Source organism: Albibacterium profundi, assembly GCF_042159835.1.
GTDB lineage: Bacteria > Bacteroidota > Bacteroidia > Sphingobacteriales > Sphingobacteriaceae > Albibacterium > Albibacterium profundi.
Genome location: NZ_JBBVGT010000003.1, coordinates 652,809 through 670,780, shown reverse-complemented (window position 1 = coordinate 670,780; position 17,972 = coordinate 652,809). Strand labels below are relative to the sequence as shown.

Annotated in this window: 15 protein-coding genes; 6 read left to right on the top strand and 9 right to left on the bottom strand. The window is 38.9% G+C overall.

Features of this window, described 5'->3' with window-relative positions; genetic code table 11:
- Positions 1-118: 118 nt before the first annotated feature.
- The 3 genes from WKR92_RS14300 to proB all read left to right on the top strand — a co-directional run bounded on the left by WKR92_RS14300 (position 119) and on the right by proB (position 2,875).
- The gene (locus WKR92_RS14300; RefSeq protein ID WP_375558522.1) at positions 119-622 is read left to right on the top strand and encodes a YMGG-like glycine zipper-containing protein; all 504 of its coding nucleotides are present in this window, start codon (positions 119-121) and stop codon (positions 620-622) included.
- 185 nt (positions 623-807) lie between these two features.
- A complete protein-coding gene (locus WKR92_RS14295) occupies positions 808-1,542 on the top strand; it encodes a 3-keto-disaccharide hydrolase (RefSeq protein WP_375558521.1) in 735 nt (244 codons plus the stop codon).
- Positions 1,543-1,840: 298 nt separating this feature from the next.
- Positions 1,841-2,875 carry a glutamate 5-kinase gene (gene proB / locus WKR92_RS14290; RefSeq protein ID WP_375558520.1) on the top strand — a complete coding sequence of 345 codons (1,035 nt, stop codon included), beginning with the start codon at positions 1,841-1,843 and terminating at the stop codon, positions 2,873-2,875.
- A 54-nt stretch (positions 2,876-2,929) separates the two neighbouring features.
- On the opposite strand, the gene WKR92_RS14285 is transcribed toward proB, so the two are convergent.
- The 8 genes from WKR92_RS14285 to WKR92_RS14250 form a co-directional block, all read right to left on the bottom strand.
- Positions 2,930-5,758 carry a COG1470 family protein gene (locus tag WKR92_RS14285; RefSeq protein ID WP_375558519.1) on the bottom strand — a complete coding sequence of 943 codons (2,829 nt, stop codon included), beginning with the start codon at positions 5,756-5,758 and terminating at the stop codon, positions 2,930-2,932.
- A 15-nt stretch (positions 5,759-5,773) separates the two neighbouring features.
- Positions 5,774-6,772, bottom strand: a complete 999-nt coding sequence (locus WKR92_RS14280; protein ID WP_375558518.1) for a hypothetical protein — start codon at positions 6,770-6,772, stop codon at positions 5,774-5,776.
- On the bottom strand, positions 6,765-7,529 hold the full coding sequence (locus WKR92_RS14275; protein WP_375558517.1) for a fimbrial biogenesis chaperone: 765 nt from the start codon (positions 7,527-7,529) through the stop codon (positions 6,765-6,767). The genes WKR92_RS14280 and WKR92_RS14275 overlap by 8 nt, the downstream gene beginning before the upstream one ends.
- Positions 7,530-7,689: 160 nt before the next feature.
- Positions 7,690-8,241, bottom strand: coding sequence for a hypothetical protein (locus tag WKR92_RS14270; protein ID WP_375558516.1), 552 nt, complete (start codon positions 8,239-8,241; stop codon positions 7,690-7,692).
- A gap of 163 nt (positions 8,242-8,404) precedes the next feature.
- Positions 8,405-8,725 carry a hypothetical protein gene (locus WKR92_RS14265; RefSeq protein ID WP_375558515.1) on the bottom strand — a complete coding sequence of 107 codons (321 nt, stop codon included), beginning with the start codon at positions 8,723-8,725 and terminating at the stop codon, positions 8,405-8,407.
- Between the two features lie 76 nt (positions 8,726-8,801).
- A complete protein-coding gene (locus WKR92_RS14260) occupies positions 8,802-9,449 on the bottom strand; it encodes a response regulator (protein WP_375558514.1) in 648 nt (215 codons plus the stop codon).
- The gene (locus WKR92_RS14255; RefSeq protein WP_375558513.1) at positions 9,446-10,198 is read right to left on the bottom strand and encodes a sensor histidine kinase; all 753 of its coding nucleotides are present in this window, start codon (positions 10,196-10,198) and stop codon (positions 9,446-9,448) included. Before WKR92_RS14255 ends, WKR92_RS14260 begins: the two co-directional genes overlap by 4 nt.
- Positions 10,199-10,211: 13 nt before the next feature.
- Positions 10,212-12,566 (bottom strand): PAS domain-containing hybrid sensor histidine kinase/response regulator, encoded by a 2,355-nt coding sequence (locus tag WKR92_RS14250; RefSeq protein WP_375558512.1) that lies wholly within the window; start codon positions 12,564-12,566, stop codon positions 10,212-10,214.
- A gap of 154 nt (positions 12,567-12,720) precedes the next feature.
- On the opposite strand from WKR92_RS14250, the gene WKR92_RS14245 reads away from it, so the two are divergent.
- Entirely contained in the window at positions 12,721-14,262 is a 1,542-nt protein-coding gene (locus WKR92_RS14245; RefSeq protein WP_375558511.1) for a gliding motility protein RemB, read from the top strand.
- Here the strand turns inward: WKR92_RS14245 and WKR92_RS14240 are convergent.
- Complete coding sequence (locus WKR92_RS14240) at positions 14,259-15,878, bottom strand: gliding motility protein RemB (protein ID WP_375558510.1); 1,620 nt, start codon at positions 15,876-15,878, stop codon at positions 14,259-14,261. The genes WKR92_RS14245 and WKR92_RS14240 overlap by 4 nt on opposite strands.
- Positions 15,879-16,085: 207 nt before the next feature.
- Between WKR92_RS14240 and WKR92_RS14235 the strand changes: the two genes are divergently transcribed.
- Both WKR92_RS14235 and WKR92_RS14230 read left to right on the top strand, forming a co-directional pair.
- The gene (locus tag WKR92_RS14235; RefSeq protein ID WP_375558509.1) at positions 16,086-17,438 is read left to right on the top strand and encodes a M23 family metallopeptidase; all 1,353 of its coding nucleotides are present in this window, start codon (positions 16,086-16,088) and stop codon (positions 17,436-17,438) included.
- A 62-nt stretch (positions 17,439-17,500) separates the two neighbouring features.
- Positions 17,501-17,971, top strand: a complete 471-nt coding sequence (locus WKR92_RS14230) for an OsmC family protein (protein WP_375558508.1) — start codon at positions 17,501-17,503, stop codon at positions 17,969-17,971.
- Position 17,972 lies beyond the last annotated feature (1 nt).

Sequence of the window (17,972 nt, the reverse complement as noted above, 5' to 3'; positions counted from 1 at the left end):
GTTACCTAAGCAATTACATACACGTATATTCTGTTGTTCTAATAAAGAAATTGTCTCTATTGGCATGGTTTTTTCTTTTTCTTCATTGTTTAGATTGATTAATATAAATATCGACACTATGAAAAAGTTATTAATAGTATGTCTATTGGGTCTCGGAGCCTCGGTAACAATTTTACCTGCTTGTAGTAATGCCGATGGCAAACGATCTGAAGAAATGGCTGAACGCTTCGAAATAGAACAACGCATTAAAGATAGTTTGAAGCTTGATAGTTTTGAACGGGCCGAAGCAGCAAAGATAGCCTTGGAAGAAAAACAAGCTAGGGAACAAGCAGCTTTGGAGACTCAAGCTTCAAGCAGTACGCAGTCGAATCAAGTGCAATACGCTTCCGACAATGAATATGCTAATGAAGGATATCAATATCCCGTAGTTGAAAAGAAAAAAGGCTGGAGTGATGCTGCTAAAGGAACAGCAATAGGCGGTGCAGTAGGTGCCGGACTTGGTGCCCTAATCGATAAAGATAAGCGCGTAAGAGGTGCGATCATAGGTGCGGCTATCGGCGGTGGTAGTGGCTATGCTATTGGAAGAAAGAAGGACCGCCAAAGTGGGCGAGTACAGAAATAGTTTCTCGACACTTCTCTTATATAGAAAATTAAATTACCATTGTTAAAAGGGAATCTATTCGGGAACCTATCCGAATCGGTTCCCTTTTTAATCCTTAAAAATCCATTATTTACCTAAAAACGGCTGTGTATTTAAAGCAATAACTCTATATTAGTGTTGTATTTACTGGACCTTAAAACAAAATTATGACGACCCGTAGACTAAAAACACAATTTTATTTTCTTTTAACTACCTTATTTCTCGTTACCATAACGAATGCATATGCTCAGAATCCCAGAGTGGAAGATATTTTTGACGGGAAAACTTTACAAGGATGGAAACAACTAACCGGTTCGGCGACCTATGATGTCGTAGACGGAATGATTGTGGGAACAACGGTATCTGGATCACCGAATAGCTTTCTGGCGACCGAAAAAGAATATGGAGATTTTATTTTAGAACTAGAGGTAAAAATTGAAGGCGGAAAAAACAACTCTGGCATTATGACTCGGAGTCATTTTGATGCGAATGGTAATAACGGTGCGGGCCGAGTCTACGGAAGACAAGTAGAAGTAGATCCTACAGATCGGAAATGGTCGGGTGGTATCTACGACGAAGCAAGGAGGGGATGGCTTTATCCACTCGACCTCAATGAAGCTGCTAGAGCTGCATTTGATGTTGACAAATTTAATCACATTCGTATAGAGTGTATTGGTGATGAAACTAAAACGTGGGTAAATGGCATTCCGACGGCGCACGTTATTGACACGGTTGATCGCCAAGGTTTTATAGCACTACAAGTGCATTCTATTGCTAAAGATCATCAACCTGGAGAGAAAGTATATTTCAAAAACATAAAATTGAAAACCGACAATCTAAAACCAAAAGATTTTCCATCTAATATTAAGATTGTGAACTTGAAAGATGAAGAGCCCAAGTAATAAAAATAATACTTTCAATTGTTGGCAATGTGTATAATGTACACTATATTTGTATCATCATAATTTAGGTTTATAATTGGTTAGTAAAGGTTCCCATTCTCCCCGTTTGGGAACCTTTCTTTTTACCCATACTAAAAACCATAATATTTACCGAACACCATAATATTTACTAATTTAAGATAGCATTGATGTCTTTCATAAAACATCTGGAAAAATCAACTATTATAAATTTTATACAATTCCTTGGCTTTGCTTAGAAATATATTGACGGTTTACTATATTCGTAATTAAATCACTAATGAAAAAGCCAATTCTAGTCATAAAATTTGGGACAGCCTCCATTACAAATAAGGAAGGAGATTTAACAGATCACGTTATTGCGGATATTGCACGCCAAGTTGCTGAAGTCCATAGCTACTACAGGATCGTCCTGGTTTCCTCGGGGGCTGTAGCTGCAGGCCGATCATACATCAGCAACTATAAACAAAGATTAAGCGAGCGTAAAGCTGCTGCTGCAATTGGCAATACTCTCTTATTGAATAAGTATTCCGATTATTTTCGACCCTATGGAATATCGATCGCCCAGAGCCTTTGTGAACGAAACCATTTCTCCAATAGGAAACAATTCTTACAATTAAAAAAGACCTATGAAAAGCTTTGGGATAACGGCATTATTCCAATTGCTAATGAAAATGATGTTGTAAGTAACTTAGAACTGAAATTTTCCGACAACGATGAGTTAGCTACCCTAATCGCAGTCGGTTTTAATGCCTCGCTCTTATTATTCAGTACTTCCGTTCCCGGCGTACTCGATGAAAATAACGCAATTATTAGAGAGTTAGACACAAGTGACAAAAAACTGTTGGGGTTAGCTCGAAAAGAGAAGTCGGACGCTGGTTTGGGTGGAATGACGTCAAAATTGACCTATACCCGGCTCGCCAATCAGATGGGGATAAAAGCGGTTATTTTTGGTATCAATACACAAGATGGAATATTAAAGGCATTAAAAGATGAGGCAGGAACTGTTTGCAACGCACGTTTCTGTTCTGTGTCGGCCAAAAATCGCTGGTTAGCTAGCGGAAGCTTAATTAAGGGAAAGGTGAAAGTTGATTTAGGTGCGGAAAAGGCTCTAGCTAAGCGCTTTAGTCTTTTAGCCGTGGGTGTACAATCCGTAGTTGGCGACTTCGAAGTAGGAGAGGTCATTGAAATTATAGACCACGACGACACAACAATTGCAGTGGCTATCACAAAAATATCGTCAAAGTCATTAAAAGAAAATCTGAATACACAAAATTTAGAGGTCGCACATGCCAATGACCTCGTTTTGGTATGACGAGATCCTTCTGCTTTAGGAAAATTAGTCACAGAAAAAACTCTCATTCAATACTTATGATGAAAAACGTTTAACCTCTACCTTTTTTTGCTTAACTTTCAATTCGATAATTGGAACTGATGAGACTCCCCCTTTCTCAACATTTATTTTTTGTGGAGTGTACTCGGTGAAAACGTTATCTGGTAAGGAATCTTCGTCTACCTGAATAATGTATTCTCCGATAGGCGCAAACACGGTAAATTGGCCAAGAGTGTTACTGAGTGTTGATATTCGATTGCCTTCTTCATTGAGCAGCCAAACTCGAAGTCCTCCTAGTTGGTTACTCACTTCTTCGCTGAGACGTTCATCGTAATTATAGGCAAATCCACCCGTTACCCTACCTGTTTCCTGTAAGGGAATATCCAAACGATAACTCTTTGTATTAAGATAAATTTCTTCGGGAGTATTTGCATACCAATCAGACGAAGGCACGTCGATTGTATACGCTCCGTGGGGTACTTTTTTATAAACAACAGATCCGTCTGTCAAGCTAACAAAAGTGATATCACCAATTTTAACAATCCGGTCATTAGCCGGAATATCACCATCGTCAAACACGCCATTGGTATTCTTATCAAAAAACAGGAATAGCTCGATATTACCTCTTTTGCATAGTGCTCTATGGTTGGCGGCGGGTAGCTTATAGCTAATGCCAGTATGCATATTTACGAAAGAAGAAGATCTATAAAACGTACTTTTGTAATCGTAAACATATGCGTTCAAAAAGCCAGAAAATCGTTTCGAAAACTCGTAGGAATTATCGGTTGAAAAAGACCAATTATTCCCTACATATGAATCCCTGTTGAAATTGACAGATAAAGAGGTTTTCAGTCGATTATTAAGAAATGATTTATGAAATGTCGGGGATATATTCAATCGACTCATACCTCCATCGTTGTCCAGATAAACAGCTTCTCGAACACTAAAACTTCCGCGTTGATAATATGCATTCAATGTGAACGTTCGATAATTCCACAGGAAACTAGCTCGTACTTGTAACTGTCGCTCACCAGAACTACTCAACTGACCAAAGCCATTCTCGGAACTAAAATTAAACATGTGTTGCTCATTCTTAGTTTTCCAGCTAAAAGTTTCAGTCAGACGCCACGATTTTAGTTCTTGCTGGGACTCAGTCGTGCCAATATAGGAATTTACGTAAGCCTGATCTAACTGATGCTTCCCTGCAATATTCATGTTGAAGTTATTGGATATCGCAATGGAGGTTCCGGCTTCCAAGCTATTGCTCGTTGATTCAGAATTAAATAAAAAATATCTTTTCAGGTAATTGGGATCGTAGTTATAATAATTGTAACCTAACCAGATAGTAGCTTTATTAAAACGGCGACTTATTCTTTCGTTAAATTGAGCTAAACCGCGTCTTGTACCAGGATAATAGCCTGAACTATAGAAATTATTGCTCGTAATATTATATTCGCCTAACGACCCGTTTAATTTTGCTCCAAGTGCTAAAGAAGGTTGATAGTTGCTATTACCATCCAGTGTTCTCGTGAGCCCACCGCCGACCTGAACGGCTGCAGCCAATTCATTGTTAAGTTGAAATGCATAGTCGTTCATCAGAATTATACTCTCAGTTGTATGAAGTTCCGATTGGTCGTAGATAACCGACGCTTGATATTTCTTTTTATTCGTGGGGTTGTTGAAATAAGCATTTGCAAATGCGGTATAACCCCGATCGCCGACTAAGTGGCCTTGGCTGCCCAACAAGTTGTAATTCTTATCTGCGATACCAACTTCTATAGATTGAGTCTCCTTGTCATTACGATGATATAATTTTACACCACGTCCGTTTATAAAGGTTTCAAGGCTTTCATTCAAGCTACCTAACACGATTCCAGTGTTCTTACGTTCATAATTTAAATACGTATTGGTGACTAGAGGGTCAATATTATTTCTTGTATAGATGTAAGAATCCATATTAAAAGCGAGTGACCCTCCGACTGCGTTAAAGGTGCCTCGACCGTTAATCTGTACTGCTTCATTTCCGGTAAATATATTGCGTCCGCTAACGCTAATACTGTTCGGACTGAAGGAGTTATAGCTAAAGCCTTGATGAAGGGGATCCCGGTATGTCCGCGCTCCGGCTGCATTTTGTATCGGAACCATGATATTATTTATTAAATCACCGTTGGCATATAGCGCTGCAATATTCACAGTATAGTGATTGACTTCCAATAGCTCTTTTGTGATGATCCGTTTAAAACTTACTACCGTATCTTGGAAAGCAGAAAGTATAATCCTTTTATGCTTAATAATATTACCACCCGTCAGGTTAGGGAAAGAAGCCGTTATATTAATGTCCTCTCGATTATTCCCTTCATTCCTTAAAAGGGCTGTTACTTCAACTGAATCACCAACTTGCTTCATTAATTGTGTAGATCCATGATGTAGTAATCGCACTTTTGATATAGATTGAATGAACAGACTACTTTTAAAAGCGGTCACTAACTGTTCTTTAAGATCAATGAGCTGAACGGCAAAGGAGGTAGTCCCTGCAGGTACCAATTCACTTATTGATATCCGTAAAGGATAGTAAATAGAAGATTCGGCATCCAACTGAACAGGGATGAGATCGCGTCCGACGATAGAAACTCCGTGAGTTTCATTTATTTTAATATATCCTTGAAATGGACTCGGTTCCAGATTCTCTATTTTGAGTGTAAATGCAGCAATTGATCCGTTTTCAACCTGTTTTACGCTATCAGTCGATATGGTAACTTTCGCCGACCTAACCTGAGCGTGCAGAACACCGACACAACCAGCAAAGCCACCCCAAAGCAATACAGTTAAGAAAAAATATAGAGAATATTTTCGGCGTTCGATCATTTGTTATTTCTTAGACTATTGCGGTATAAGGGTATACATCAATGTTGTCTTGTATGAGTCTGGTTTTGCTTGGAGCATTCGCTCGTCATTGGGCTTTGTAAAATAACGCATATCAAAACTACGTGGCAGATTGTTTGAATTTATTCCATTAAAAACAGTTTGTAACTGATCTGAAAGCGCAACTTCACCTCCTAATGTTCCGTTAGCATCTGTTATTCTGAGATTGACCGCGTTTACTGGCAGCGAATTATTCACCGATGTTAGGTTAGGAGTTAGAGCTTTCACTTGCAGCGCATAAGGTGTAGTAGATGTGATCGTCAGTCCATTAAAGTAGTTTTGTGAAACTCCATTTACATAATCGCTTAACGTACGAAATTCCAATACGCCATCTCGTGCACTACCATTAATTTGGATAGAGTAAGTGGGTTCAACCGGTAACTGATCTTGTGGATATACTTGAAATGACCCTAAAGTCGTCGATTCAGCCACAAGTTTTCCCTCTCCATCAACCAAAGTAAAAGTTAGTTGCATGTTGTAGTTCTGCCAACTCTTTACTTTTTCCAAATAGGCACCACCGTCTATTATAATATCATACGTAAAATTCCATTGCCTATAATAGCCTCCCACTGGGAGCGGTGTCATTGAGTTCGCGATAATCGGCATATCAGAAAAGGAGAGAGGGATTGGCGTATCATTTGTACCGATCTCCTGAAGGGTCGGTGCCGGAGGATTAGGATTATTAATCCGTATTTTAACACGAGCTGGGTCAAAGACTTTGCCTTCTGAATTTGTCATTGGTTGCGATAATCGAATGTACAGAGACCAGTTCTGAATGCGGCGATCAATACGATCAATATGAAGTTCTGAGGCATAAGCCCCTTCTGTCATAGATCCTTTATATGAGCTCAGCGCTATCCAGTTGCCGACGTGAGCATTTAGTCGTACTTGCGAAAATGCCCCAAAAGGCCCAACCAGCAGAAGGGAAAAAACAACTAAGACAAAGTGCTTATTCATACGTAAAAGATAATTCGGCCATTTTTACAGCTGATGCATGTTCGTAGTCTACTATGGCGCTTGCAATATATTTTCCAACAGCTAGATTTTCTGGCAATTGGAAATATACGGTCCGTTTATCGCCCGGCATTGAGTAAAAAACGATGTCGTCCAGCTTTGTTTTTTTACCAGTATTTTGATTCAACACCTCACAAGTAATCGTTCCGTCGGACCATACGTTACCTTTGTTTTCAAAAACAAATTGGAGCTTATCATTTTGTTCTACTTTATGAGCAAAACCCATGATTTCCAGATCAGCTGCCCGACTTATATTATTTCGATGATAAACCTTAACTCCTGAACGTACAGCTATTTTAATGTTTGCACCCTTTTCGTCTACACCATCAGAGGGGTTAATCTGCGTTAAAAAAATCATCGCGGTATGTACAGGGATCTCTTCACTCAAGGTATCAGGAACTCGCATCCTTATATCCAATTCATGACTCGCCCCTGGAGCCAGTGAGAAGAAGGACTGAGGAAGAATTTCTATCCATTCCGCTGCAGACGTTTTTAGTTCTCCTGCTTCTTTAATCACGTTATTGCCCAGACTGTCATATTCCCAGTCATTAAATGAAACAGCCAACTCCAAAGTCTGTGTTTTACTGGGGTTACTTACTAAAAGCTTTTTGGTCTCAACTTGTCCGGGTCCTAAAGTAAAGTAGGTGCGGGGAGGGCTAACGGATAGGCTCGTTTGTGCGTGACCAAGTATGGGTAGCACAATAAAAAAGCTTATCAAGTAGCTTATAAGGGAATTAGTTTTTATTGTCATGGTTCAATATATTCAAAAAGTCGCAAAGAATAAAAGCAGTTCTGGTTTTCCCCAAAACTGCTTTTATCTGTTCATTTCCAGATTAGACTCAGATAGCAGAAGAACCTGCTTATTGAGCTATAATCGAATAGGTAACTTTCGTCGTATAAACAGTTGGATCTTCATCGTTAAAATACTTGTTAAGATATCCATCGTTTCCGATACCAGCATATTTGATGTTAAAAGTTTTATTCGCTCCACCTGTAGAACTGCTAATTAAATCTGTCTCGGTTGTAGAAAGTGATACATTGTTATAATTAGCTCCGGCTAATGGACTAGTCGATCCTTTACTCGCCTGTACCTTAATAGTAGATGCAGAAATTGTCTCTTCGCCCGCAGCTCGTTGAATATCGTTTGATTCACTCTTTACCCTAACGGCGAAACCACCTGTGCTGTATACTACCAAATGATCTGGTATATCTACTTCAACGCCGTCAGCGTAATCGGCTTCAGAATCATAAACTAAATCGATGTTATTAGAAGTCGCTGGGTTAATTTCAATTGTTTGAATTGGGTTCAACTTAACATTCAATGTAACTTCCGCAGATCCGGATCCGGTTTGTGCAAATGAAAATACGGTTGCTGTTAAAATAATCGCAGAAGTCAATAATAATTTTTTCATGGTTTTTTAAGTATTAAATTTGTTTTTTTTAATCATTATGCGCATGTCTATTATTTTTTTTGCGCACCACAAATTTAGATACAAGTCAAACCAAAGATTGTAGTAAAATATCTAGATTGTTGTAGTTTAATAACTACAACAATAGCGAAGAATTTTACGTGATCTACTGCGGTTCAATACTATAAACAACATCGACCAAAAGATGTTCTTTTTCTTTCGGAACGTAAACAACGTTATTCTTTTTATGCGATTTATTACGAGGTGACTCCTTTCGTATGGTTACGCGAGTCGGACGATCTATTTTGTTGATTACATAGGCTGTGGTAGCAAAGCTATTGACTTGATTAGCGAACGTGCTATCCATATGAGCATCGTTATAAGCAATTGCTTGAACGGGGTAAAGTTTAATATTAAGCTTTACTTGGGCTTGAGCGAGAACCATCATCGCAACAAGAACCGGAAGGGTTAATGCAATTCGTTTCATAGCCTTTCATTTTAGAATCCACTCCTTGAATTTACAGAATAAAATTAAAGAAAGCCATAAACGACTTGTAATTCTTTTATCCTATCAAACCTTCATAAAACCGGAAAACGTCAATCAATTCAGGAATATTTTTAACTTCTAATTTTTTAAATATCCTTGCTTTGTATGTACTCGCCGTCGATGAATGAAGGTTTAATTCCTCTGATATGTCTTTTAAGGATTCTCCCCTTATAAGCTTTTCAGCAATTTCCATCTCTCTTGTGGATAATGCTTTTAGAGGATTAGGTGATTTTTTGTCTTGAGATCGACTGGTGTTGGATATCAATTCATCTCTAACATCCTCGCTGACATATTTACCTCGTCGGAACATTTTTTCTAATGCACGTCGCACGGTGTCTTCATCCGCCATTTTCTGAAGAAAACCATCGGCACCCATTTTAAGATACCTAATAGCATAAACGCTTTCTTCCTGAGACGAGAAAACTAATATTTTAGCATCAGGCTGCTTTATTTTGATGAAATCAAACGTTTGTTGGAAACTGCCGTTCGGCATATTGATATCCAAAATAATTAGATCGTATGTGTTCTTTTTAACAAGCTCTAAAACACCCTTAAAGTCGACCGCTTCTTCTATAAGACTCTGAGTACGCAACTTCTTAACCATAATAGATAATCCGACCCGAACGATACTGTGGTCATCAGCTATCAATATTCTTTCAATCATGTATTCTGCTTTTGTAAAAACGTGTTAGGGATATTTAATTCAAATTTAGTCTCGGACGCCTCCGAAGTGACCCATATATCTATCGCTAAAAGGCTAGCTAATTCTTTCACGACAATTAAACTCAATCCAGATCCCTTTTCGCCTTGGGTGCCTGTAAATCGCGGACCATCAAATGAAAACAGCTTGGTTGTATCTTCAATACCCATACCTTGATCTACTACTGACAATTTAATTTTATCTCGACCGTCATTCATTACCGACACTGTAACAGTCCCACCATTATAGGAATATTTGATCGAATTCGCTAATATTTGGGTTAAAATAAATGAGATTAAATAGGCATCGGTTTGGATGGTTAGAGAATGGTCACCGATATACTGAAATCGTAACTGTTTTTCACTAATTAACACTCGTAGTCGCTCTACTAAAGCCACGTACAGGTTATACACAGAGACGGGCTCGATGTTAAGCCCTTTACCATGGGCCGTATATTTAACCCACTGAAGCGCATTCTCGGTTGCTTGACGATTAATCTCAACTTCCGTTTTTAATTCCGGTAACATTCCGAAAACTAAATCTTGAGGTACCTCCTTATTGTCCAATGAATCGACAACCCATTTTAAATTGCTGCTAATACCTCTTATATCATGCGCAAGCAAGCTCAAAGCGCGTTTACTCAAATCCAGTTGATGCTGAAGCTCTTCCTTTTCCTGCTGCAGCTTATCTAATTCTTTCTGAACTTCTTCCATTCACTTTCTCTATTCATGAGTCGCCCCCCTCGGTCAACATATTTACAACTATTGTGATCTCGTTATTCGTTTTCTCAAGTAGATCCTCTGTATAGTTTTTATCTAACTCTCCCAGCATCTCAAAGGCAACTGCCAATTTGCATAATTCAGTTAAACCGGCAGTGAGACTAGTTCCTTTCAGCTTATGGCCGAGTTTGTTCAAAGCTTCGAGGTCTTCCTCGTCCATCTTCTTTTTTAGACTTTGTTTGGTTTCGTTCAACTCTCCAACTAAAATCTCAACAAACTTGCTTTTGAATTCGGGGTTAATAATCGCATGTTCGTCAAACCAGCTTTCATTTATATGCTCAATTTGCCCGTCGTCTTCATTAGTAGTTAATTGCGGCTCTATATCGTCAGGTAGCCTATGACCGACCCATTTTTCGAACATTTCTTCAATTGTTTTTTTTACGACAGGCTTAGCCACAAAATCATCCATTCCTGCAGCCAAGCATCTTTCAATTTCTTCACTCGTAGTTCCAGCTGTCAACGCTAAAATCGGTATATGGACATCTTTATGAACTTTTCTGATTTCCTTCGTAGCGTCCAAGCCATTCATATTAGGCATTTGCACGTCCATCAACACCAAGTCAACTTCTTCTGATTTAAAGATATTAACAGCCTCTAAGCCATCTTTAGCTTCATATATAACGGCATCGGGTGATATTTGGTTAATGATCGATTTAGCCAGGAAGAGGTTTACACCGTTGTCCTCAGCTATTAATACTTTTACGTTATTGCATAGAATGGGTTCTATAGTCGACTGATTTAGTTTCTGTTCGGTATTTTCCTTCTTCAACCGTGCGAGCACTTGGTACATTTCTCGCATCTTAATTGGTTTAACTAAACGAGACTCGACTTTTAACTCATCACACGCTGATTGCAACTCATCGTTATCGGAAGAGCTATACAGCATAATTATAGGTTGCTCTTCATGACTGATATTTCCCTTAATTTTTCTGATGGTTTCAATGCCATCCATAATTGGCATATGATAATCCATGATTATGACGTCGTGTTCTATTTTGCCTTGAAGAATCAATAGAGCTTGCAAACCGCTATCGGCTTCATCCACCGTAATTCCTTTAAGCTCTAACATATGTCGCAAAATACGACGATTGCTTTCATTATCATCGACGACTAAAACACGTTTAATATCTTGGAGCGTTAAATCGTCAACTTCAGATTTTTCAGCTTTAAATTTGATGTCAAAATAAAAAGTACTGCCTTTACCAACCTCGCTTTTCAATTGAAGAGTACTTTTACCAAGTTTCAGTAGCCTGTTTGAAATCGTTAAGCCTAAACCTGTTCCTCCGTATTTTTTAGTGATCGAGCTATCTTCTTGTGAAAAAGCCTCAAATATTTCCTGTTGTTTTTCAAGCTTAATACCGATACCTGTATCTCTCACTTCGAATCGGATCAAGGTTGTGCCATCGGTATGCTCCTTAAGCGGTGTAATCCTTAGTTCTATTTCGCCTTCTTCAGTAAATTTCGCCGCATTTGCCAACAGGTTCACTAAGACTTGTTTTAACCTGACCCCATCACCCCAAACAACGTCTGGCAAATCCGGCGATAGGTTGATTAACAATTCCAATTGCTTTTTATCAACTGTATATGTAATTAAATCACATGCCTGAGCGGCAAGATCATGCAGATCGACCCTCTCGTTCGTTAGACTGATTTTGCCTGCTTCGATCTTCGAGAAGTCAAGAATCTTGTCAATGATCTCTAATAGGGTGGTTCCGGACTGATTAATAATATTGACATATTGACTTTGAACATCATCAAGAGAAGTCCTGCTCAGCAGGTCCGTAAAGCCAATAATACCGTTTAATGGTGTTCGGATTTCGTGGCTCATATTTGCTAGAAACTGTGATTTAGCTTTACTGGCTTGCTGAGACGCTTTACTGGCGTTTTTAAGATCTTCCTCTAATTGGATTCTTTCAGTTAGGTCAACTGCACTCCCGATAATATACATCTTGCCCGTATCGTCTTCCTTCACTACATTGCTAAACATCCATGTTCTTAACGTACGATCCTTTGTTACAACCTTCATGATTCCATCAGCCTTCCCAGTTTTCACAACCTCTTTTAAATATTCCTCCAGCAGATGATGACGATCTTCCGGGATAATATCAAACAAACTCATATTAGTAAGCTCCTCTGGATCATAACCGCTCATCAGTGAGCCGGTTTTATTTACGATTATAAACTTCCCAGTCAAATCGTGCATACATAGTAGTGATTGAGAGTTTTCAAAAAAAGCTTGAAACAGCCTTTCATTTTTGTAGCCCTCCAAAAGACCTGGTTGTTTATTTGTACTATCTTTCATTCGTTGTTATCCCTTTATTACCACAAAAATATGTTTTTTGTTTTATGTCTAAATGCTTTTATGTATTATATATAATATTCCCAATCAAAATTGGCGTGATTTTCGCTAGGATAGCCATTACAATTGTAGCTCCATTAGGTTTTCGGACGTGCTTATGAAACATAAATACATTTATACGCTGACACTTACTTTCGTTATCGTTGCTCTTATGTCAACAATCGACTCAGCCAGAGCTCAAATGACATATCAACCTTATTCTTACCATTTTTATCAGAAGTTGAACCGCTCTCTCTATAATAAAAATTCTAATCAACACACAGCTATCAAGCCGATGGTGCTTGATGCAGAAACAGAACTATTATACGACTCTCTGATGAACGTAGGCTATACTGAGCGAAGTACATGGGGGGGAAGGAAACTTTGGAATGAACATTTAATTGACATTCAAAAAGATGATTACACATTCTACGCGGATTTTATACCCGATTTCCAGGTTGGAAGAGACTTCGCTGGTAATGGTAAGACAACCTGGTTGAATACGCGGGGATTCCAAGCAGGGGGGACGATAACGGATAAGTTTTTCTTCTATACGAGTGGTTACGAAAACCAAGCGGTATTTCCCGACTATGTTGACGATTTTATAAATACTAATCGAGTTGTTCCCGGTCAGATGTACGGAAAGATAGGAAAGGAAACCCAAGATTGGGCTTACGTATCTGCAATTGTATCTTACGCTCCGGTTAAAAATATTAATCTATCGTTGGCTTACGGTAAAGACTTTATCGGTGATGGATACCGATCTATGTTATTGTCTGATGTGTCGTCCAATAAAACATCCTTTAAATTTAACGGTACATTCGGAGATGTGAGCATATTGAGTATTTGGTCGTATATGCTTAGCCCTAGAGAGACGGAAAACGAAGAGTTTAGCCGTAGTAGAAGCCTGAGAAAATATGGTGCATTTCAGTATATAGATTGGAACGCGACGAAGGAACTATCATTAGGTATTTTTCATTCCTTTATGTGGGGTAATCGTTCATCCATATATTATATGCCAGATTCTTCAGGTTTGGCATTGCCAGAAGGGGAATCCAATATGATACAAGTGGGAGTCAATGCTAAATACAAGGTATTAGATAAAGCATCTTTATATGGTCAAGTTTTACTAAGCAAAAACATCGGCGCTCAGATTGGTATCAGAGGTTTTGATGCATTTGGAATACGAAACTTGAATTTCTTAGGTGAGTTTAATATGGCACAGCCGTATACTTACACTGACGGAGACCCATTAACAAGTTACAGCAACTATCATCAACCGTTGGCTCATCCTTTTGGTGCTAACTTCAATGAGTTTGTAGGGATTGTAAATTACTCCTTTCAAAAATTCGATTTTTCACTCCAAGGGAATTACGGAACATATGGCTTGGATCCCAACTCGACTGATAATTACGGGAAAGATATATTCAAACCATACTATGAACCCTATGACCAAGGAGCTAGCATCGGCCAAGGCTTGAAAACTAACTTGGCATATCTAGACGGTCGAGTAGCCTATATTCTGAATCCTAGATATAATCTTAGGCTTGAAGCCGGCGCTGTATTTAGGCGAGAAAGTAATAAAGAATGGACCAAAAATACGGGAATGCTTACATTGGGATTGCGGGCTTCCTTCAGAAACCTTTACTATGATTTTTAAAAGTCATAGTAAAGGTTTCTGAACGATGATCGAAGACCGAAAGTGACCATAGCCGTTGTATTCCGACCTAACTCATTAGATTCTCGTCGTAGTACACCACCCAGTTCTAAACGTAAATTGTATTTAGGATTAAATAGATAGGAGATACGTCCGTCTAAATAACCTAGATTCGTTTTCAATCCTTGTCCAATTTTATTACCATACATATTTTCAATGCTTCGGTATGATTTAAAAATATCTTTACCGCGGTTAACATCATCGCTTTCATCTAAACCATAAACAGAATAGTTTCCTTGTAGCGATATATCAAAGCGATTATAGGAGTAATTAACAATACCTACGAACTCTCTGAAATTTGCTCCCATCGGGTGGGCGAGCGGTTGAGAAAAATGGCTGTAATTGCTGATAGGATCGAAGTGGGTGTAGGTGTACGGACGCGCCATATTCAACTCGCTCAAGAAATTTAGGTTTTGAACCCCAAATATATCAAAGCCGCGTAAACCAATCTGAGCACCCCACTTATTATGTGCATACCCATCGCCAGCGAAGAACTCTTTCGCCGTGAACTCACCAAGCAGGAATTGTCCATAGGCTGTTAGGTTGTTTTGAAGTTTATATTTAGTGTTTAATCCTAGATGCATTTTATCAGGAGAACCAGGATCTGAAGATTCGATCGGTCTAAGGAAAATGATTGGATTTAAATATGCAGGCTCGAACCCACGATGACCGTCGGTTTCCGTACGATTGGCCCATATAATGGACTGGAACAAGCCTATTGAAAATCTATTGGTCACGTTCCAATCGAGATATTGAAAAGTCCCCCATTTACCCCGTGTCTTATCCTGAAGCAACTGCGGTGCTAAGGGATCAATCATGTATGCCCACATCGTCATGTATTGAACGTTGCCCAAATTTCCAGTCAATTTCAAAGAAGTGTAGTTAGAGGCGACATCAGATAATAACATGGAACGATAACCGTCACCAATAAAAGTTTTGTCATAAGCCAGACTGATGTTGATGTATTTGCTGGGTGTATAAGACAGGTTAGCGGTCACATAATTCCAGTCTTGTATCCGCTCACTCACATCTCCTAAAGTTTGACCCGGTACAACTTCATATCGGTCGACAAAATCGTTCACATAATTCGGGAACGCTGCTCTGTTGTTATATGCACTAAGATAGTATGAGAATTGATTGTCAACTGAGCCACCTATTTGGACCCCGACAGTTCGCAAAAATAAATTTTTTCCACCGCCAGCAAAATCGCGCCCCAGATATAAATCGGGCAGGATGTCCGCATAAAAAACATTGCCATCATTCTTAACATTGATAAGGTGTTCGTTAAACAATTTCGTCTCCAACCACGAACTACCGTCAGAAGCTTGACTGTTCATAAGTGAATCCCAGGTCGGTTCTATCACTGAATCTATAATATACGGCTTCAAAGCCGTATGCTGCCTAGTATCGAGACTATACTGAGTTCGATTCAGTTTCTGATAAAAGTGATAATTATAGGGTTGATATGTTGCCTGGCCATATAAAAAAGTTGGCATAAAGCAGAGGATACCGAGGGAAAGCACCCATAGTCTCGGTGCAAAATTGTAAGATTGTTTCATAAGCAAAGCTAAACTGCCTTTTATAGCTATCAAAGTTAATGCAAAACAAAGCTAAAACCACGCCAGAATTAGCCGTCAAGGACGCAAAGCCAATTAATACATAATAAAACACGATCATTCTTGTAATTATAAGAATGATTTATGAAATTAGACGTTTGAAAAAAACACAACTAACGAAAACCATTTAATCATAGATATTAAATATCGATGAATATCAACGCAAATGCAGCAAGAGTTCTCGTGCTCTTATCAATAGGCTTACTGGTAGCCTTTCTTTCTTTTTCCGCATTCAATAATGAAAAAACTGATAGTCCGACTATCAATGATAAGATCAATACTGCTGAATCAACAAGTTCAAACTTTGTGCCAGAGTTTAAATATGGAATTGAGATTACTACATACAATACCGAGGAAAGCAATATTAAAAGGAATGAATTTTTATCTACGATTCTGTCACGATATGACGTTGACCCGCTTACGATTGCTACAATTGTAGAAAAATCCAAACCAATTTTCGACGTCCGCTCTATGAGGGTTGGTAAACCCTATACAGTCTTTACTGAGAAGTCAGATAATAAAAAATTAGCCTATTTTATTTACGAACCAAATCCAGCGGAGTTTATCGTTTATGACCTGCGCGATTCGATCTTTATCGAGGCACACCAAAAAGAATCTGAAACTAAAATCGAAGATATCGGAGGTACCATTACAAGTTCGCTATACGAAGCGCTTAATGAAAATGGCGGCGATCCGGATTTGGCAGTTTACTTGTCCAAAATATTCGGCGGTGTCGTTAATTTCTATTCGATAAAAGAAGGTGATTGGTTTAAAATCCGTTATGAACGTCAATACGTTGAAGGGGAACCTTATGGGACAAGCAAAATCCTTTCGGCAATATTTAATCATAACGGCAAAGAATTTCAAGCACACTATTTTCAGCCCGATAGTCTTAGCGATGGTGAATATTACGACGAAGAAGGTAATAGCTTGCGTAGAACGTTTTTAAAGGCTCCCTTAAAATTTAGCCGGATAAGCTCTCGCTATTCTAAAAGACGTCTTCATCCGGTTCAGAAAGTCTGGAAAGCCCACTTAGGAACAGATTTCGCAGCTCCTCATGGAACCCCGATAGTCTCAACCGCTGACGGTGTTGTTATCGCATCCGGTTATACCAGAGGTAACGGTAACTACGTGAAAATTAAACACAATAACACCTATACGACACAGTATCTCCACATGAGCAAAAGAGCGGCGAAGAGAGGACAAAGAATAAAACAAGGGCAAGTTATTGGATATGTTGGTAGTACTGGATTAGCCACCGGACCACATGTTTGCTATCGATTCTGGAAGAATGGACAACAAGTAGATCCGCTACGCCAAGATTTTAAAGCAGCAACACCCATTGAAGATAAACATAAAAATGCCTTTTTAAATCAGATCTCTACACTGAGAATGGAAATGGCCTCAATAAGTATTGAAAATGGCGTAACAGAAGAGCCTGAACTTGCTCTTTACGACGAACGTCCGCCTTCACTATTCAGGTACTTTGACGGCGAGATTTAAACGGAATACCGTAAGTTTCTCTGAAATATTTTTGTAACTTGTAGGCTATTCACATTCCCGTTATGAACAAGCACCACAAATATAATCTCACCATTAGGTGGACAGGTAATAAAGGCCATGGAACATTCGATTCACGACTGTATGGTCGGGATCATCGTATCGTATCTGCAAACAAACCCGATATTTTGGGCTCCTCTGATCCAAGTTTTAGGGGAGATAAAAATAAACATAACCCTGAAGAGCTATTAGTTGCTTCTCTCTCAAGTTGTCATATGTTATGGTACCTTGACCTATGTGCCAGTGCAGGTGTTGTCGTAGTTGATTATCACGATAATGCTGTGGGCATTATGGAGGAAAAATCAGATCGCAGCGGCCAATTTATCGAAGTTACACTACAACCCGTCGTAACCGTAGCAGAATCTTCTATGGTGGAAATCGCGAATGATCTCCACAAAGAAGCCAACAGGTTATGTTTTATTGCTAACTCAGTAAACTTTCCAGTATATCATAATGCCCACTGCTTAGTTTTGTAGA